Origin of the sequence: Methylotuvimicrobium sp. KM2, assembly GCF_038051925.1 — a bacterium.
Classification (GTDB): Bacteria; Pseudomonadota; Gammaproteobacteria; order Methylococcales; family Methylomonadaceae; genus Methylotuvimicrobium.
In genome coordinates this window covers 2,933,863-2,951,180 of record NZ_CP150634.1, presented here as the reverse complement: position 1 = coordinate 2,951,180, position 17,318 = coordinate 2,933,863, and the positions used below count along the sequence as shown (strand labels likewise).

At 49.8% G+C, this 17,318-nt stretch carries 9 protein-coding genes; 5 read left to right on the top strand and 4 right to left on the bottom strand.

Annotated elements, in window-relative coordinates; translation table 11 throughout:
- Nucleotides 1–121: 121 nt before the first annotated feature.
- A complete protein-coding gene (locus WJM45_RS12385) occupies nucleotides 122–1,378 on the top strand; it encodes an MgtC/SapB family protein (protein WP_341325410.1) in 1,257 nt (418 codons plus the stop codon).
- Between the two features lie 233 nt (nucleotides 1,379–1,611).
- On the opposite strand, the gene treY is transcribed toward WJM45_RS12385, so the two are convergent.
- Together treY and treZ are read right to left on the bottom strand one after the other, a co-directional pair.
- The gene (gene treY, locus WJM45_RS12380; RefSeq protein WP_341325409.1) at nucleotides 1,612–4,497 is read right to left on the bottom strand and encodes a malto-oligosyltrehalose synthase; all 2,886 of its coding nucleotides are present in this window, start codon (nucleotides 4,495–4,497) and stop codon (nucleotides 1,612–1,614) included.
- 93 nt (nucleotides 4,498–4,590) lie between these two features.
- Nucleotides 4,591–6,447, bottom strand: coding sequence for a malto-oligosyltrehalose trehalohydrolase (gene treZ / locus WJM45_RS12375; protein WP_341325408.1), 1,857 nt, complete (start codon nucleotides 6,445–6,447; stop codon nucleotides 4,591–4,593).
- Nucleotides 6,448–6,815: 368 nt separating this feature from the next.
- Here treZ and mfd point away from each other — a divergent pair, with 368 nt between their 5' ends.
- The 3 genes from mfd (at nucleotide 6,816) to WJM45_RS12360 (ending at nucleotide 12,302) form a co-directional block, all read left to right on the top strand.
- Nucleotides 6,816–10,277: a transcription-repair coupling factor gene (gene mfd / locus WJM45_RS12370; RefSeq protein WP_341325407.1), complete on the top strand. Its 3,462-nt coding sequence runs from the start codon at nucleotides 6,816–6,818 to the stop codon at nucleotides 10,275–10,277.
- Nucleotides 10,278–10,412: 135 nt separating this feature from the next.
- On the top strand, nucleotides 10,413–10,751 hold the full coding sequence (locus WJM45_RS12365) for a hypothetical protein (protein ID WP_341325406.1): 339 nt from the start codon (nucleotides 10,413–10,415) through the stop codon (nucleotides 10,749–10,751).
- 909 nt (nucleotides 10,752–11,660) lie between these two features.
- Complete coding sequence (locus WJM45_RS12360) at nucleotides 11,661–12,302, top strand: PEP-CTERM sorting domain-containing protein (RefSeq protein WP_341325405.1); 642 nt, start codon at nucleotides 11,661–11,663, stop codon at nucleotides 12,300–12,302.
- A gap of 232 nt (nucleotides 12,303–12,534) precedes the next feature.
- Here the strand turns inward: WJM45_RS12360 and WJM45_RS12355 are convergent, their stop codons facing one another.
- On the bottom strand, nucleotides 12,535–13,917 hold the full coding sequence (locus tag WJM45_RS12355; RefSeq protein ID WP_341325404.1) for a hypothetical protein: 1,383 nt from the start codon (nucleotides 13,915–13,917) through the stop codon (nucleotides 12,535–12,537).
- Nucleotides 13,918–14,650: 733 nt separating this feature from the next.
- Between WJM45_RS12355 and WJM45_RS12350 the strand changes: the two genes are divergently transcribed.
- Nucleotides 14,651–15,295, top strand: a complete 645-nt coding sequence (locus WJM45_RS12350) for a hypothetical protein (RefSeq protein WP_341325403.1) — start codon at nucleotides 14,651–14,653, stop codon at nucleotides 15,293–15,295.
- Between the two features lie 454 nt (nucleotides 15,296–15,749).
- On the opposite strand, the gene WJM45_RS12345 is transcribed toward WJM45_RS12350, so the two are convergent.
- Nucleotides 15,750–17,174 (bottom strand): multicopper oxidase family protein, encoded by a 1,425-nt coding sequence (locus tag WJM45_RS12345; protein ID WP_341325402.1) that lies wholly within the window; start codon nucleotides 17,172–17,174, stop codon nucleotides 15,750–15,752.
- Between the last annotated feature and the right edge of the window lie 144 nt (nucleotides 17,175–17,318).

The following is a 17,318-nucleotide window of genomic DNA, read 5'->3' as shown; positions in this document are numbered from 1 at the left end:
TGTAGACCGTTCATGCTTCGACTTGGCTCAGCACGAACGGTCTACAACGCATGCTAACTGCACTTTTTAGGGTTATCGTAAATCGGATGATCTAAGTCGATAATTTTGTCAGGGGTGGTTCATGACTGATTTGGAAAACTTCAAATTGTTAGGTACGGCCCTCGGCATCGGTTTGCTAATCGGTCTCGAGCGCGGTTGGGAGTCTCGCGATTGGGGAGAAGGAACGCGTGTGGCCGGGTTGCGTACTTTCGGTCTAATCTCTTTGCTCGGCGGCGTTTGGGCATTGTTTGCTCGGGAGGTGGATCCGCTTTTGATCGGTTTTTCTTTTTTGGCATTGACGTTAGTATTAATGGTTGCTTATCACAGTAGCCTTGAGAGAACCGAGGACTTTGGTGTCACCAGTGTCATCGCCTCGTTGCTGGCCTTTGCATTCGGCGCGCTGGCCGTTTTCGGTTATACCGTCTTGGCTTCCTCATCGGCTGTCGTCGTTACTTTTTTACTCGGTTTTAAACCTTTACTGCATGGTTGGTTAAAAAAAATCGAGCGTCGGGAATTATTCGCAACACTAAAGTTGCTGCTAATTTCGATCGTCATACTGCCGATTTTACCCGACCGTTACTTAGACTCTTGGCAAGTTTTCAATCCCTATCATGTTTGGTTGATGGTGGTCTTGATTGCGACGATATCTTATTTGGGATATTTTTCGATCAAGATTGCCGGTAATCGGCACGGTCCGGTTTTGACCGGCGTATTCGGCGGTTTGGCTTCGTCGACCGCGGTGACGCTTAATTTGGCGAGGTTTTCAAGGCAATTTCCGGGTGACGAAAATGCGCTGTCTGCCGGAATTCTCACCGCTTGCGCGACGATGTTTCCTCGGACCTTGTTTTTGGCTTCGATCATTAATCCGGCTTTGTTGAGGCCTTTATTTCCGGCGCTTCTCTCGATGGGGGTGCTCAGTTATCTCTTCGCATTTCTGTTTTGGAGAACTGCGACAAATATCTATGAATCCGATACTGACCTCAAGCTGGAAAATCCTTTTCAATTAGTTATGGCGCTGAAATTCGGGGCGTTGTTGCTCGCTATTTTATTCATCGCTAGGATGCTGCGGATTTATTTCGGCGATACCGGAGTCTATTTTGTCGCGGCGATCTCCGGAATCACCGATGTCGACCCGATTACGCTGTCGATGTCGCGCATGAGTCAAGAAGGTTTGGCGATCGATGTCGCGGTATTGGCCATTTTGATTGCGGTGTCAGTTAATTCGATCGTCAAGAGTATCATGGCATTGAGTATCGGCGGCCGCGCGCTCGGTTTTAGGGTTGGCGGCGCGATGTTGTGTTCGGTCGGCTTGGGCGTAGCATTGTTCTTTATTCAGTAGGTGATGAAATATACCTGATTTTGATTAGCGAAGCGCATCGTGAGATTGGCTTAGGATTTCGCGACAAATAACTTCCTGGAATTTTGAGGTTTGTCGAGGGTTCGGTGACTCGCTTGACAGGACGCCGTGAATACGTCCATGTAAGCTTGACGGCGGCATTCCCTGCCGCCGACACCTGCCAATCGAGTCACCGAACCCTCCATAAAATAGGGTAGTTATTTATGACCAAATGCTTAGTCCGGCACAAGGTTGGTCAATAGAGCGAACGGAAAGTATTCGAATACTTCGCTTAATTTAAGTTGGGGATTTCCGTTTTTATCGTTTGCCGACAAAGCGTTTCGGCTGAAAATCTCGTAAAATCTCAACGGCGAATCTTGCGGCAATGTCAACGCCGTATCTTGCCAAATTTCCGGGCGGACACGTCGGGTTTCTTTATCCAGCAAGCTTATCGTCAGTCGGGGTACGACGATTAGAGCCCATTGGTCTTGCGTTTTTCTGGCATAGGCGACGATATGATCGGCCTGAGTTCCGCTGCAATCGATCTTGATGTAATCGCCATTTTGAAACAGGTCGGAATACTTGCGCCTGAAGCGCAGGGTTTGCGCGACCACAAATAATTTGATGCGTCCATCTTCGATCGTTTCCAGTAAATCGGCTCGATCTTGGCCTGTTCGTTTATCGAGTTCGGTCAGGATATTGCTGTTGCGATTAAAGTCGACCGGTCGTCGGTTGTCCGGGTCGACCAGCGAGAATCGCCAGTTTTCGTTGCCTTGATAGCTATCCGGCACGCCGGGGGAGGTTAATAGCAGCAGCGTTTGTGATAGGGCATTGAGCAATCCCGCCGGGCGAATTTCGCGTTCGAATTCGAGAAAATCCGGCAAAAAAAGCGTCGAGTGTGTCCCATTCAAGCAGCGTTTGACAAACTGGCCAACCGCTTGTTCGTAAGCCGTGTTCGGATTCGTCCAAGAACTAAACTGCTTGGCCTCGCGTACGGCTTTGAGCATGTAATTTTCAACACGTTCTCTATACGCGGATAAATTTGACGCGTTTAATTCGCCTAGCGGAAAAGTGCCCACTAGTGTTTGATAAAACAGATATTCGTCGTTACGCGCGATAACGGCTTCGCTTTTATCTTTTCTGATGCGATTAATGCGATGCCAACGAAAAACCGCTTCATGCCATTGCTGCGGAATTTCGCTCAATACATTGATTCGAGCCCGCGTGTCGGCGCTTCGTTTCGTGTCGTGACTGGATAGACATAATAAACTATGGGGCCACTTTCGCGCGCGTTCCTGGTTGAAATGATGGAATGCATTGCTCGAGTTGCCGAAATGTCTAGGGTCGCTACCGACCTCGTTTAACGAAACCAGCCGGTTGTACTCATAGAGAGCCGTGTCTTCGGTGCCTTTGGCCATGACCGGCGCGGTATATTGCTGAAAGCGCATGACGAATTTCAATAAGTCATTGCTGGAAACTGTCGAATCTCCGGTTTTTAATAATAAGACGTCATGGATAAAGCCGAATATCGTCAGGTCGGATGCTCGACTGCGTTGGCGCCCTTGTTGAACGGCCCAGTCGATATATTGGCTATCTTCTTTGCGTACGTTTAGGCTGTTAATATAAGTCCTGTAGACAGGAAAACAGGATACGGTTTCCTTTAGTGCATCGTGTAAGGCATTGAGGGTGTAATCGCGGGTTTTAGCGTTGGCTTCGGCGATTCTACTGAGTTGGATCGCTAGCATGTTGAGTTCGCTGGCCAGCGACGTTTCCATCACATGCTTTTTGGCTTGATAGAGAATCTCGTCGAAATCCCGTTTACATCCGACAAAGCGCGTATAAGTGCGAGTCAACGCTTTTTCGGAGGTAATGTCGATAAACAGTCCGTTGACGATCGCGGCAAATTCATAACCGGTGGTCCCGTGAATGGGCCAGTCGCTGTTAAGATATTCATAATTCGCGACGATTTTTTCGGCAACGATATAAAGAGGAGCAATTTTCGAAGCGCAATCCTTATCGGAACATGACATATTTTCCGATTGCAAGCGTCGGTAATAAGCGACCGGATCATGCAAGCCGTCGGCATGATCGATTCGCAAGCCCTGGATTTTACCTTGTTCGACGAGACTCAGGACAAGCCGGTGGCTGGCGTCGAAAACCTCCGCATCCTCGACTCTGAGCCCGGCCAGGTCGTTGATGTCGAAAAAACGGCGATAATTGATTTCATCGCCGGCTACATGCCAGTAAGCCAGGCGATAGGCTTGTCGTTCCAGTAAGGCGTGCAGTTCGCCGCAGTCTTTGGGATGTCGATTGATTTCCGTTATCCTAGACCGGATAAATAATGTAAGCCGGGCATTCTCTAAACAAAGTCTCGCTAATTGTTTTTTAAATACTTCCTTATCGCGGGTTCTTTCTTCGATCGACTCCGGCGTTATTTCAGTATAGGCGGGTAATTTTCCGAAACTGTTATCGAGCGTTTGATATTCGTGTAAGACGGGGTCGTCTGCTTCGAAATACTCATGTAAGCGTTCGTGTTGCGAACTCAAGATCAATGGATACGTTTGCGGATCGATCGGAAAGCGATGTTCGTAATAATAAACGCTGAACTCGCCGCGCTCGCTGTCGAAGCTAAGTTTCAGTTCTTGTTTTTCGAGAATATTTCCGTAATGGTCGCCCAATACCGGAATCAAGATCTTGTTTTCGAGGACTTTTTTGACCGGATGCCAATCGATATCGAAAAATAAGGCATGGGACGAGGATGGCCCGTTTTCCAGGACATCGAGCCACCAATCGTTGTCGGCGCCCATGATGCCCATATGATTGGGCACGATGTCGGCGATCAAGCCCATGCCGTGTTGTTGAAGTCGACTAATGAGGGTGTCGAAGTCTTCGGCCCCGCCTATTTCCGGATTGAGCGTGTTATGGTCGACGATATCGTAGCCATGCGAACTCCCCGGGCGGGCTTTCAGAAAAGGCGATAGATAACAATGGCTAATGCCTAAGCGGTGAAGATAGGGAATGCAGGAGGCGACCTGCTCAAAATTAAAATGCTTGTTTAATTGTAACCGATAAGTCGAATCAGGAATGACGGAGTCCGCCTTTGGTTTATCGGAAAGCGCCATGGCCGCTAGTTTTTAGCTCATCGAGAAAGCTTAGGAACGGGCAGGAATCGCCACAAAGCTTACGGTTTAGGAAAGTTATGTTGTGCATATTTCTTAAGACTCGTTATCGGCTTCGGCCAATAGAAAAATCACTGACCAAGGCGTTAACCGGCCCTGCTCGACACGCTCGGACGCATCGGGTTCGGCGGCAAATAAAACTTCTCCCTCACTGAAACAGTTGACCCAAGCCGGCTCGCTGCCGAGGTTGGCGATCATTTTCAAAATGCTTCCATCATTCATCGGCCATTGCACGCAAAATGCATTTTCATTGAGCACCCGATATTCGGCTTGCCCTCCGGCCAATCCGTAGAGTCTCGACCGAATATGCCGGCTTCGAATGCGTAATAGTTTTCGGTGATATTCGAGCCATTGTAGATGCGGCGTCTCGTCGATTTCGTTCCAATCCAGTATTGCCGACTCGAAGGTTTCCTGCGCATTCGGCGTCGGAATCGGCTTTTTGGGGTTCGGTTTGAAATCGGGGAATTTGGCAAATTCGTTGAGCCTGCCTTCGGCGACTTGCTTATTTAAGTCGTCGGAGAAGTCGACAAAGTAGTTGAAAGGACGGCTGCAGGCCCATTCCTGCCCCATGAACAACAACGGCGGGGAAGGGGCTAGCAGCAATATCGCGGTTGCGGCCCGTAACGCTTCGGGCGGGCATAGAGTCGATAAGCGTTCGCCATAGGCTCGGTTGCCGATTTGGTCGTGAGTCTGAAGAAAATTGACAAAAGTCGTCGGCGGTAGATCTTTCGAGGGTTCGCCGCGCGGATTGTCGTCTCGGTATTTTGAAATTTCTCCCTGGAAAGCAAAGCCTTCGGCAAGGCAACGACCTAGGTGTTGAATCGGCTGCTCGCCGTAGTCTTGATAATAACCTTGGTGTTCTCCGGTCAGCTGTGCGTGTAGCGTATGATGAAAGTCGTCATTCCACTGTGCGGTAAAAAAGCGTTCCGGGTGCTCCGAATCTTGCCTCAAGTAATGCGCTGCATTGGCGTCGTTTTCGAGGATCAAGTGAATTTGCCGATTGAACCCCGGACCGCGACGCACGGCTTCGGCCAGACAACTCAAAAAATCCGGGTCGGATTCGTCGAAAATGGCATGGACCGCATCCAAGCGTAGGCCGTCGAAATGAAACTCGTTAAGCCAATATAAGGCGTTATGGATAAAAAACTGGCGTACCCAATGGCTGTGTTCGCCGTCGAAATTAATTGCCGCGCCCCACGGAGTATGCGTTCGGTCGTTGAAAAATGCCGGTGCGTAATGATGAAGATAATTGCCTTCCGGTCCGAAGTGATTGTAAACCACATCGTTGAAAATCATCAGACCTTTGGCGTGAGCGCTGGCAATCAAGTCTTTTAAGTCGTCGGGTGTCCCGTAGCGGCTGTCGGGGGCAAATAACAGTGCACCGTCGTAACCCCAATTACAGCGCCCGGGGAAGTCTGCGATCGGCATCAATTGCAACGCAGTGACGCCTAAATCGACCAAGTGATCCAGATGCTTTTTAACGCCGGCAAACGTGCCTTCCTTGCTGAACGTGCCGACATGCAATTCGTAAATGACCGAATCTTCCCAAGGCAGGCCTATCCAATCATCGTCTTGCCATTGCCATTCGGTGGGATCGATGACCTGACTGGAACCGTGGATATCCTGCGGTTGATATCGGGAGGCAGGATCGGGAACTTGTATTTTTTTATCGATTCGGTATTGGTAATAAAATCCGGCGCTGGCTAATTCGCTGGTAATGCCGAACCAGCCATCATCTTCCGGCGCCATCAATAATCGTGTTTCCGGAGCCAAACCTTGTAAACAAAGTTCGACTTGCTTCGCGCCGGGCGCCCACAAGCGGAAATTGACGCGTCCGTCGTCGAGTATATGAGAGCCGAACGGCATGGAGTGTAAACGTTTTACGATAGACATAAGCTTTAACCTTACGCGGTCTTTTACGACCGCAACTTTGGCGATCCTTGCAAACGCGGGAGAGATTTTCACTCTGAGTAAATGCTGAAGAGAAAACCGTGATATTCACTTATAGGACTGTTCGTATTCTTATGATCCTTAGTTATCAATATACGCCGACGAATATATACATGCAAGGTTGGGTCGGGATTCACCCTTTAGAAACAGGCATGAAATCAGTGCTTTCATGCTCTAAGGTGAAACCGGCCATCTTACGATCGTGAGGATTAACGTTTCCGCCATTCTAAATTTCAAATGCATCTACTGAGAAGCCGTCTATTAAACGTATATAATAGCGGTTTTAAATTTCTCAATTTTGACGCCGAGTCATGTCCAAAGACCAAGATTTAATTTTTCAAACCGAAATTCCATCACAAGCCCATTCCGTTTCAATTTGGACCGGTTTACACGGTTGCGGCGATTCACTTGCGCTGGCATCGGCGATACAACAAGAAAAACGCTTGTTCGTGATTATCACGCCGGATAGTCAAACGGCACTGCGTCTTGAACATGAACTGGCGTTCTTTCTGCAAAATAAGCATCCGATTTTGCATTTTCCCGATTGGGAAACCCTGCCATACGACGTGTTCTCGCCGCTCCCGGACATCGTTTCGGAACGCTTGAGAACTCTTGCGGCGCTGCCCGAAGTCCAACGCGGCGCGCTGATCGTACCGGTTTCGACGCTGATGCACCGGCTCGCGCCGCGAGAGCACGTTCTGGCCAACAGTTTTTCGATAAGCGTCGGCGATATCTTCAATCTGGAACTGAACCGCGCGAAACTCGAAAGCGTCGGCTATCATTGCGTGTCGCAGGTTTACCAGCACGGCGAATTCGCGGTGCGCGGCGCGATTGTCGATCTGTTTCCGATGGGCAGCAAGGTGCCGTACCGCATCGAATTGTTCGACGAGGACATCGAATCGATCCGCACCTTCGATCCCGAGACGCAGCTCTCGGTCGAAAAAATCGACCGCATTCAATTGTTTCCGGCGCGCGAATTTCCGTTCACCGACGAAGCGATCAAGCATTTTCGCCAAGCCTTTCGAACCCGTTTCCCGAATGCCTCGCAGAAGAATAGTTTGTATCTCGACGTCAGCAAAGGCGTCGCGTTCGGCGGCATCGAATATTATCTACCGCTGTTCGTCGAAAGCACCGCTGCGCTATTCGATTACCTACCCGATACGGCGGTGTTGATCACGGCCGAAAATTTTGCGCAAAGCGCCGAGTCGTTCTACCGCGAGGCCGAAGAACGATACGAGCAGCGCAAATACGATGTCGAACGACCGCTGCTCGAACCCGAACTGTTGTTTTTGTCGCCGCAGGAGATGCGCGAGCGTACCGAAAAATTCGCGCGCGTGACGCTGAGTCAAGCCAGGCTCGGCGGTAAAAGCGAATTCGACTTCCACTGCAAGCCGCTGCCCGATGTGACGATCGACGCGAAGCTGAAAGAGCCGGCGCGCGCGTTGCAACAATTTCTCGACGACTTTCCCGGCAAGGTGTTGTTCGTCGCCGAAACGGCCGGACACAGAGAAGACCTGATCGGCAAATTGAGCAAATTCGGCATTAAGACCCAATTAGTAGAGCATTGGAACGCCTTTCTGAAATCCGAACAATCGCCGTGCATGGTCGTCGCGCCGATGGATCAAGGCTTGTGGTTGGACAGTCCGGCGATCGTCGTGATCACCGAGAGCCAGTTGAGCGGCGAAAAAGTCCAGCAGCGCCGCCGGCGCCGCAAATCGGCCGCGAAAGAACTCGAAAACATCGTCAACAATCTGAACGAATTGACGATCGGCTCGCCGGTCGTGCATGTCGAGCACGGCGTCGGGCGTTATTTGGGGCTTCAGACGCTCGAACTCGGCGGCATGGCCGCTGAATTCCTGATGCTCGAATACGCGAACAACGACAAACTCTACGTGCCGGTCTCGTCGCTTAACCTGATCGGTCGCTATACCGGTATCAGCCCGGAAAACGCGCCGCTGCACCGGCTCGGAGGCGATCAATGGAGCAAGGCGAAGAAAAAGGCGATGGAGCGCATTCGCGACGTCGCGGCCGAATTGCTCGACATCCACGCTAAACGCGCGATGAAAAAAGGCCATGCCTTCGAAGTCGACAACACCGAATACCAAGCCTTCGCGGCCGCTTTTCCGTTCGAGGAGACGCCGGACCAGCAAACCGCGATCGAAGCGATTCTCGAAGACATGGCCAGCCCGCAGCCGATGGATCGCGTGATCTGCGGCGACGTCGGCTTCGGCAAGACCGAAGTGTCAATGCGCGCGGCCTTCATAGCGGTGCAAAGCGGCAAGCAAGTCGCGGTGCTGGTACCGACCACGCTGTTGGCGCAGCAGCATTATCAGAATTTCCGCGATCGCTTCGCCGACTGGCCGGTGCGCATCGAAGTGATGTCGCGCTTCGTGACGCCGAAGCAGCAAAAAGCGATTCTCGAAGACCTGGAACAGGGCAAGGTCGATATCGTGATCGGCACGCACAAACTGCTGTCGAACGAGATCAAATACCGCGAGCTCGGCCTGGTCGTGATCGACGAGGAACACCGTTTCGGCGTGCGCCAAAAGGAGCATTTCAAGAAGCTGCGCAACGAGATCGACATGCTGACGCTGACCGCGACGCCGATTCCGAGAACCTTGAACATGGCGATGTCGGGTCTGCGCGAAATCTCGATCATCGCGAGCCCGCCGCCGAATCGCCACGCGATCAAGACCTTCATCAGCGAATGGATCGACTCGCAAATCAAGGAAGCTTGCCAGCGCGAAATCAAGCGCGGCGGCCAGGTGTTCTTTCTGCACAACGACGTCAAATCGATGGAGAAAATGGCGCGCCAGCTCGAAAACCTGGTGCCCGAGGCGCGCATCGAGATCGCGCACGGCCAGATGCCCGAGCGCGAGTTGGAAAAGATCATGCTCGATTTCTATCACCAGCGCTTCAACTTATTGCTCAGCACGACGATCATCGAAAGCGGTATCGACATCCCGAGCGCGAACACGATCGTGATCAACCGCGCCGACAAGCTCGGTCTCGCGCAACTGCACCAGTTACGAGGCCGGGTAGGGCGCTCGCATCATCGCGCCTATGCCTATTTCGTGATTCCGCCGAAAACGGTCATGACCAAGGACGCCTTGAAACGGCTCGAAGCGCTCGAAGCGTCGGGCGACCTCGGCGCGGGCTTCATGCTATCGTCGCACGACATGGAAATCCGAGGCGCCGGCGAACTGCTCGGCGACGAACAAAGCGGACAAATCCAGGAAATCGGCTTCACGCTCTACACCGAGCTGCTCGAACGTGCGGTCAACGCATTGAAATCGGGCCGACAGCCCGAACTCGACGCGCCGATGGAAACCGGCCCCGAAGTCGATCTGCAGTCGCCGGCCTTGATTCCCGAAGATTACCTGCCAGATATCCATGCCCGGCTGGTGCTGTATAAACGCATCGCCAGCGCCGACACGCACGAGGACTTGAGAGCCTTGCAAATCGAAATGATCGACCGCTTCGGCCTGTTGCCGGAACCGGTCAAGACGCTGTTCAGCGTCGCCGAACTGAAACAGCAAGCCGAAATACTCGGCATCAAAAAAATCGAAGCGAACGCCGGCGGCGGCCGCATCGTGTTCTCGCATGAACCGAAGATCGACGCGGCCCGCCTGATCGAATTGATACAAACCCAGGCGCAAGTCTACAAATTCGACGGCGCGGACAAATTGCGCTTCATCATGCCTTTCAACGCAACCGAAGAGAAGCTGGAATTCATCGAGGCATTGTTGAAGCAGTTGACGCCGGGGGATTGAATACAGAGTTGTCGGAGCGATCCCCAGATCGCGACTGAGGATCTTATATCGATTGATACAGATTAGGGCATTCAGATTGGAAGCCAACATTTACCGGCCCTAGAAAGATGATATTGAAAAAATAGGAGCCCCGCTATGGCTTGTCCGTACTCTGATCGATTGAGATGTTATCGCGAAGAAATCATGTTTGCGCTTGAAGTCGGCGAAGGACTTACATTACGTCAAGCGCGCGACCGGATTGCCAAAATGCCGTTAAGCGGTAACGAACAAATTGAATTGATCGATATCGATTTAATGGTGGTCGATTCTGTTGTTGGGTTGGACTGGATTGCGAGTTATCTTCTGAGCGATGACGACACGCAAGCCCTATCCCTCTGGTGGTGGCACCTTGGTAAAATCCGTGCTAAAACCTTCCCCGCCGAGCAATTGCCAGAGCCGTTGCGGGCTGTATATTTGGATACACAAATCACCTGAAATTCTGTTCCTCCTTTATTTGCATATTTCGCAGGGCCGTAGGTGCGATTAGCATGGCGTAATCGCACGAATATAGTCTTCATTCCTCCGATTACGCGTTCGCTAATCGGAGCTACGCGGCTATCGCATTCTCATCCCCGAGCCAACCATGGGCGGAGGCGACTCGTCGACATCGGAACCAGAACTTTGAACTTCGCAAGCCACATCGGTTAGCCGCTTGATCTGCGGTGTCTCGCGTTTCGCATCATGGCGCTGGGCATCCCTCATCAAAATCCAACGGGCTTTTGGTTCGTTTGACAAAAGAGATCGAAAAGAACGGTGTCAATGCGGCTTGGCAATGCCGCGTACTTTATTGGGTGATATTTTCACTCAAGCATTTATCGTTGCCATGCAGGGGGGAGAAACGATAGTGGGTTGTGAATAATTACTTTGGACTCGTTTCTGATGTCAAAAAAATTTACATTATTTTTATTAAGTGTTTATTGTAAGCGTTGGCTTGTCAAATGACTGTTAACCCAAGCTAGACGCTGCTTTAGAGATAGCGTTTAGTGAAAAATTCGACCGCATTTTCTTGTGCCGCCATTTTTTGTTCATTACATTGTTCAATTTTGCGCCCTTATTGCTATCTCTTTTTTGTGTTTGTCGATAAATTTTACAAAGGTTAGCCAATATTTATCTAAGAACAAAAAAAACCATAAAAATGAATGATATAAAAAATGGCGTGTTTTTTGCTTTAAGGTTGTGGGGTTAAAGCAATTAACATTAGAAATCCAGTATCGATCAAAGTTAGGACCATGAGGCTAGTAATTGTTCAACCCCTTTTTTAAAGGTATCGATCATGTTCGCAACTAACCTGAGTTTAGAGATATCTTTTTTATTTTTTTGTATTCTTGTCATTAGGAGGCTTCAATGCTATTCAACAATGCCCTGCTTACCTCTGCTGTTTTAGTCGGTGGTCTCGGTTTCTCGGTCGCAAGCTATGCGGCACCCATCACGCTTAATCCCAGCGATTTTTCAGTGGCAAACGGAACTACTGTTTCGGATAATTTCGGCGACACAGCCGACATAAATTTCACCTGGAGTGTTAATGGCAACATGTTCATGTGGAACGACAGCTATAGTGGAGAGGATGCGTTTTACTGCGGATCTAATGCATCAGCCATATGCGTTTTCAATTTAGAACCGCTCGGCGGCGCCTCACTGACCCTGATTTCCTTTGAGCTTGGAAATTATCTAAACAGAAATCGATTAGTACCTTGGTCCATTTTCGATCTCGATGATCTAGTTAATCCAGTTTCAACGGGTACTGCAGAAATACCAACACCATCTAATTCTCCGTTCAACGTTACAGCCAATGTCACTTCTACGACAGGCTTTCAGTTCCGCTTCGGTCCAGACGGGTGGAACAATGGCCTGACTTCGCTGACCTATACCATTAATGATCAGCAGACTGGTTCTGGATCGGTTCCGGCTCCCGGCACGCTTGAGCTTTTGGGTTTAGGTCTACTGGGTTTTGCAGCAAAGCTGCGGCGCCGGGTATCGGTTGCGTAGGTCGGGTTAGCGTAAGCGTAACCCGACATAGAACCCATGAGTATCTACACATATTTATGAAAGATAACATAATCAATGGGTTGTGTTTTTGATTGAAAAATTATTTTTCTTTTTATTTTCAAATAGTTACAAAGATTGTGTAGATACTCATGTATAGAACCCCAGCGTCAAGTCGGGTTACGGCTATCGCCTAACCCGACCTAATGCGGTGGAATTCATTGAGTTCGCAACGCTACGATTTCAACAAATCAAACACCACCTTAGCAAAGGCGGCGGCTTTTGCCGGATTGGATAAAAGTTGCAGCTTCTGATTCTGATGCGCTTCGCTGCTATCGATGATGGCATCGTCAATCGCTTTGACAAAATCGCCCAGCATCGCTTGCTCGGCGGTGTTATTGGCAATTTGGTTCATGACGATCTCGTTTTCACTGACTTTATCGCGGATGGCATAAGCGTAATTGACCAGGTCTTTTTCTGTCAGGTTGTCCGTAATAAATAGCTCGTTCAAGCGGCTGATAATCTGCGACAGAAATTCCTCTTTTCTGTACTTGGCTTTACCTTTGCCGACATCATCGCCTGGCACCAGCTTATAATCGGCGGAATTTTCTTGTAGCTTGATGTCTTGCTTGCGGATCATCGAAAGACGGTAATGACTCAAGGTCACGTTGTCCAAATCTATGTTGTCTTCTTCCATAAAGGTTTCGCGCAACAAAGGCCGTAGATTACGCGCATACAGACTGAGCTTTTCTAGCGCTTTATCGTCATAATCGACAATCTGCGACATAAACTCATAAAAACGCACGAAGGAGCCCAAGTCCTTTTTAAAGATTTCCAAGGCATCCTTTTCCTGCTTGCATTGTTTGAAAGAATTTTCCGCATTCGCGATCAACACCGCATCGGCCGTTTTTTTCGTGCGTTCAAAAATGGCTTTCGCTTGTTTGTAAGCATCCACCGCCGATTTGTAACGTTTTTGCCAGCGATCAACCGCCGGTTTGCAAATATTGGCCAGTGCCGCATTGCTTTTGCTTTTGACAAAAAACGCATCGCAAAATTGTTCCACTTCCTGCCAAGTAAAGATATTGGCGGCTCTCAGCTTGTCGTACAGATCAAAGATTAAATCCGGATCGGAGACATCCGTAAGTTCCGCGGTTTGGTAGTAAGGCTGAAAGGCTTTCAGGATATCGTCGGGATCATTAAAAAAATCCAAGATAAACGTGCCGGTTTCCGCTTTGCCGGGATAATTCCGATTCATTCGTGATAGCGTCTGTACGCATTCCACGCCGGCCAATTTCTTATCCACATACATCGCGCAAAGTTTGGGTTGATCAAAGCCGGTTTGGTATTTGTTGGCGACCAGCATGACCTGATAATCGTCCGTATCAAAGGCTTTACGCATGTCACGGCCTTTGAGATTGGGGTTCATCGAGCTTTCGCTAAACTTTTCGCCCCGCAAACCGGCCACGTTCGGATCGTTTTTACTGAATTCCACTTCACCTGAAAATGCGACTAACGCATGAATGTTTTGATAGCCTTTCTCCTTGATGTACTCACGCTCTTTCCCAAGCTCCAGCTTGGGAAAGACACACCGGAAGCTCCAGCTTCCTGTGACCGACACAACCTCCGCACTTTCTCAATCAACGCCGACTCGCTCGTTCAATCTTTCTTGATTGTCGGGAAGCTAGAGCTTCCTGAACAGGTTACCCAAGCTGGAGCTTGGGTAACAGCATATTTTAGTTTTTGCGACTACGACTAGCCCCTGCTCGGACACTTGGCTTCGGTAAGCTGAAGCATCTTGCTAATCAGGAAAAATAATGAGAGACCGCCCTGGGTCATCGGGGCGCTAGAGGTCGGTTTTTATGGGTGTAGGCCGGACGGAGAAAGGCTGTGGGGCAGACCTTACATTTGACATCCCGACCTTGCACTTCAATTTTTAATGTTCGTCGGCAACTATCTTGACACAAGGGAGATCCTGCCGCGCTGGGGGTGTCCGTTCTAGTCGAAACCCCGGTTTCTCGGAAACCAACGAAATAATGCAAAATCAAAGCCCTTGCTGCGATCCGCTTAGTCAAATAAGTGAAACTGTGAAGAGCGAGTGCCATAAGGATTGACCTCAATTTACCGATTTATTGACGTCGTTTGTTGAATGGGCTATTAATTAGATTATGTTCGCGTTAAAAGTTGGCGCCATCCCGGCTTGGGTCGCCGGGGCCCCGTCAATTCCTGTCGGGATGACGATTTCGATGGTTTTTAAACTATTACCGCATACATCGCTATAAATTAAACATTTTTATCGCCATTCTGGATGAGTCATTTTCTTAATTATAACGCTAGAAAAAAGAGGGTTTATCATGCAGCTTCTTGGTCAAAACTATTGGGGTGGTGTTTGCGGGTTCGTCTCCGTAATTCATGGAATACTACTATCGAAAAATGACGGCGATGCTCTGAATGGACTGAGTCAGGACGAACTGGAATATAACCTGGGGCTGTCTATATTGGCTTTTCTAAAATATGTTAAGTTGAGTAAACCGGAGATTGCGGATGAACTGGTTAGGTTCACTCGGACGTTCGGAGGCGTTCATGCCAACAAGACCATTGACACTCTGATCCTAGAGTGCCAAAAATCAGTCAATGCGATCAAGTTGAGTGGCGGTACTCAAGGAGCAAAGGCAACCGAAGCCGGCTGGGGTATTGCCATGACAAAGAACGCATTGATGGCATATATCGACTGGATCGGTGCCAAGGCGACCGAGATTCCACACAATGGTGTCTGGTGCAAAGAGAACTTAAGTAATTTCAAGAATTGCGTATGCGGTGTCGGTGATAACGCGAACATAAATAACGGCTTTCTTGGCCTACGCCATTGGGTCTACATTAACGAAGCCGGCTACATGTATAATTGGGGCGTCAAGACCCAAATGACGATAAGCCCCGATCGCCCCTATGAAGGCATGCCCAACCACAACTATTTAGTTCATGTGCTGAAATTGGGCTAAACTTTTGAGAAGTGGGGGCAGATCTTGAAATTATCTATAGTGTTCGCATATCAAATTTCGGTTTTTTTATCCCCTCATCCTAGCCTTCTCCCGGAGGGAGAAGGTATTGAAGCGCCGAAATTTGAAGTGCGAAAGGTATATCTTGGCTGCCGGTTTTCATCTTAGGATCGTACTTCGCGAGGAGCCGTTATTGGCGAGAAACCATGGAGAGGAATGGGAGCATCATTCAAACCGCGTTCCTCATGGTTCTAGTGAAAACCGAGCCTTAATGGTGGCGGCCGGATTGGCAAAGCACACATTTCAGCATCGAATACCAAGTCATGGCCTCGGCGACAGGAACGTCAGTTGATATTCAAAACCTATAGCCGTATTTTTGGGAAGAGCGGGGTTATTTTAGTCGAATGATTTTGCTCGCTAGCAATGTTCCGTGATAATTCGTACCGAGATTTTCGGATTATTGAATACGTATCGTAGTCATCATGCCCGCTTCGGCGTGTTCGAGAATATGGCAGTGTAGCGCCCAGAGCCCTTTGTCGATCGGCACCAAGCCAATATCGACCGATTGCTTGGGACCAATCAATACCGTGTCGCGCCAAAAGCCTTCTCGCACCGGCCGGTCGTCGACCGCGATAACTTGGAAGAATTGGCCGTGCAGATGCATCGGATGCAAGCGATAAGAGCGGTTGGTAAAGCGCAGGCGGTAAAAGCGATGGGCTTGCAGTTCTTGCGCGATAGTGTCGTGACCGCTGTGGCCGTCAATGGTCCAGGTAATGCCGTGTTCGCCTCCGCGCATTGCGTTCAGCATGAACTCGTGCGTGACCGGGGCGTCGATTGCCGATCGCCAGTTCGGAAAATGCTTGGCCTGGATGGGCTTGAAGGTCGGCGTAGTTACCGCTGCCGTGTCTTCCACTTGTAACATGGCCAAGTTGTTGGCTTTGTTGCCGAAGCTATCCAAAACAGCGAATGTTTTTCCGGCGGCGTTTTTAGGAATGGTCAGGTCCAGATCGATGCGATTGCCGGGAGCCAAATAAAAATTTTGTAACGTTATGGGGCTTTGGGCCGGCAGACCGTCAACGGCGATAATTTGGGTTTCGATGCCTTCCACGGTGGGCGCGAACACGCGACCGTTGGCGGAATTAACCATTCTGATCCGAATGCGTTCGCCGGGTTTTACCGGAATAGACGGCCGGTACTGGCCGTTGATCGTCACAACGTTGCCCCAGCGTCCATCATGCATCAAGTCATGACCGGTGACGAAGCGGTCGTGAATTTTCGCGCCTTTTTCCAATAGCCAGTCATCCAAGATCCAGGCGAGATCTTGCGAATATTTCGGCTCGTCCGGGTTTTCGACGATCAATAGTCCTTGCAAGCCGCGTTCGATTTGTTCGGGAGAATTGGCATGTGGATGAAACCAGAACGTGCCGGCGTCTTTCGGGGTAAATTCATAGGTGAAGCTTGCGCCGGGTTCGATGGCCGGCTGGGTGACGCCCGGCACGCCGTCCATGGCATTCGGCAGTCTTATTCCGTGCCAATGAATCGAGGTCGCTTGCGGTAACTTGTTGTGCAAGGTCAGCTTGAGCGTTTCGCCCAGGTTGATGCGGATAACGGGGGCGATTTTCCCGTTATAGGCCCAAACCGTAGTCTGGTAAGGCGGTAGGATTCCCCATTCGGCTTCGGCAGCAATCAGTTCTTGGCTTTGGACTTTATTCGAAGGCGAGGCGGTTTCCGGATAAGAATCGTGAAATTCTTGTTGCAATTGCTCGATCACCGCTTCGTTATCGACGGATAAAGTCTCTTCTGCATGCGGCAGCTTTGCGATCAATAGGCTTAGGATGCAACATAACGATAATCGTAGCGAAAACAATAAAGATGATTTCATAGTGTTTATTTAGCGGATTTCAGAACGGGACGTTTATCGAGAGCATTTTACCGCATAAAATCAAGGAAAAAGCGTGGAAAAAGTGGGGCGGGCATTTTTTACACACATCTCCGATAGGTATATACCTTTCGCACTTCAAATTTC

Bases quoted from the DNA above. Each gene is read 5' to 3' on its own strand.
- WJM45_RS12385 (WP_341325410.1), top strand. From the start codon at position 122: ATGACTGATTTGGAAAACTTCAAATTGTTAGGTACGGCCCTCGGCATC.
- treY (WP_341325409.1), bottom strand. From the start codon at position 4,497: ATGGCGCTTTCCGATAAACCAAAGGCGGACTCCGTCATTCCTGATTCG.
- treZ (WP_341325408.1), bottom strand. From the start codon at position 6,447: ATGTCTATCGTAAAACGTTTACACTCCATGCCGTTCGGCTCTCATATA.
- mfd (WP_341325407.1), top strand. From the start codon at position 6,816: ATGTCCAAAGACCAAGATTTAATTTTTCAAACCGAAATTCCATCACAA.
- WJM45_RS12365 (WP_341325406.1), top strand. From the start codon at position 10,413: ATGGCTTGTCCGTACTCTGATCGATTGAGATGTTATCGCGAAGAAATC.
- WJM45_RS12360 (WP_341325405.1), top strand. From the start codon at position 11,661: ATGCTATTCAACAATGCCCTGCTTACCTCTGCTGTTTTAGTCGGTGGT.
- WJM45_RS12350 (WP_341325403.1), top strand. From the start codon at position 14,651: ATGCAGCTTCTTGGTCAAAACTATTGGGGTGGTGTTTGCGGGTTCGTC.
- WJM45_RS12345 (WP_341325402.1), bottom strand. From the start codon at position 17,174: ATGAAATCATCTTTATTGTTTTCGCTACGATTATCGTTATGTTGCATC.